The following is a 1,775-nucleotide window of genomic DNA, read 5'->3' as shown; positions in this document are numbered from 1 at the left end:
CAGCCGGTCGCCGCCGTTCACCCGCGCCGAATCCCGTGCGGGGTGCCGCGGCCGGGCCGGCCGCTGTCCCCACTCGTCCCGGTTGCGGCGCGCGTCCTCGTCCCGTTCGCGTACGGGTGGCTCGTAGTCCCGTGCCATGAATCGCTCACCCCGCCAGTGCCTTCGGAATAGTCGCGTGCTCCGGCAGGATCACCCCGCAACCGAGCGAAGCCGCGAAGGCCGCCGCCTGGTAGCGGTAACACCGCCGAATCTTCAAGCGCGCCTGGGTCGACAGGTCGCGCGTGATGGCTTCGATGCGCGGCAGGTCGCCGCGCACTGGCTCGGTGATGGTCACCAGCGCCCCGAAGCGGGTCACACCGTGACCCCTGGCCTGCTCCTCGCGGGCCTGCTGGGTCGCACCGACCCGCAGCGTCGCCGCCGCGGACACGACCCCGCGTTCGCTCTGTTGGGCCACCAGCGCGTTCTTGAAATCGTCGTCGACGATTTCGGCGGCGTCGGCGGCTGAGTGCGGACGGTACACGATCGCGATACGTTTGCGCGGTACTTCCGGATTCGGCGCGAGCAACCGCTGCAACACCCGCTCGTCGACCGCGCCCTCCGGGGCCGCGTCCATCTCCCAGGTGACCGACCGCCCGCCGTCGTGCACCAGGTGATCCCACTTCTCGTCATGGGACACCGGGCCCGCGTCCGCCCAATCCAGGCCGTGCCCTTCGGGTTCGCCCGCGGCGACCTCCAGATCGGCCTGCGAGGCGGGGTCGTAGCTGCGCCGGATGAACGCGATCACCTCGTCGGCCGACATCGGCTGCGCGCGCACGCCAGCCTCCGCCAGCGCGGCGCAGATGCCGGGCAGGCGGCGGCCGATCTCGACGGCCTCCTCCGCCGGGTTCTTGCGGCGCTCGGCGGTGGTGGCCTTGAACGTGATCGCCACGCGCGGCAGCAACTGCACCCGTTCCTGCGGCAGCTCGGTGGCCAGTTCGTACATCACCTGCTGGGCCAGTTCCGGCGCCTCGGGCCTGGTGATCGTGGAAACCTCGGTCAGCAACCGGTTTCCGGTCTCCGGCACGGTGTCGATGACCGGAACGACCGCGACGATGTCGCTGGTCTGGCCGACCGAGGCCAGGAAGGTGCCCCACGCCGAGACCCATCGGTCGATGACGGGCTGGTCCACCGCCTCGTGGCCTTGCGGCCATGCCCGCAGCACCACCGTGTACTGCGCGAATTGCGGCAGGTGGATCATGCCGAAGCTGTAGCCGCCCGCGTCGATGCCCTCGTAGAGCTTGGAGGGCGCCAGTAGACCGGGCAATCGGGTGACGCCGCCGGGGATCCGGGAGAAGCGCCCCCCGCGGTACACATGCTCGCCGCGACTGCGCGAGCGCATCCAGTTGAACATCATCAATCCCGTCTCGTAGCCCGAACGACCTCCGGTGCGCCACACCAGGGGAACCATCACGACGACTCCGGTGCCGCCGACGATCAGCCCCCACTGGAAGCCGCCGACCATCGCGGTGATCAGCGCCGTGATCACGACCGCGAAGCCGAGCACGGTCTCCTCCCAGCGCAGGCCGAAAAGACCCGCGCTGCGCGGCTTCTGCCAGAGCCCATACGAGCGCCGCTCGTAGGTGTCGGTGACTGTCATCGCGGAATCGTGCTCCTCCCGAGGTCGGGTGAACGGTTGGTCCAGCGATCGCCCGCGACGTCACCCATGGCTTGCTCGGCCCGGTTCAGTCCGCCGCTCGCGGCGCGCGCCGCGCCGATCCGGCCTGCCGCCCTTGCCG

At 70.5% G+C, this 1,775-nt stretch carries 1 protein-coding gene; it reads right to left on the bottom strand.

The features are described 5' to 3' along the window. Positions 1 to 145: 145 nt before the first annotated feature. Positions 146 to 1,636, bottom strand: a complete 1,491-nt coding sequence (locus NA4_RS38090) for an SCO6880 family protein (RefSeq protein ID WP_067481085.1) — start codon at positions 1,634 to 1,636, stop codon at positions 146 to 148. Between the last annotated feature and the right edge of the window lie 139 nt (positions 1,637 to 1,775).

Source organism: Nocardia amamiensis NBRC 102102 (genome assembly GCF_001612745.1).
Taxonomy (GTDB): Bacteria; Actinomycetota; Actinomycetes; order Mycobacteriales; family Mycobacteriaceae; genus Nocardia; species Nocardia amamiensis.
Note: the sequence above shows the minus strand (reverse complement) of the source record. Positions and strands in the feature narration are given on the sequence as shown.

Bases quoted from the DNA above. Each gene is read 5' to 3' on its own strand.
- NA4_RS38090 (WP_067481085.1), bottom strand. From the start codon at position 1,636: ATGACAGTCACCGACACCTACGAGCGGCGCTCGTATGGGCTCTGGCAG.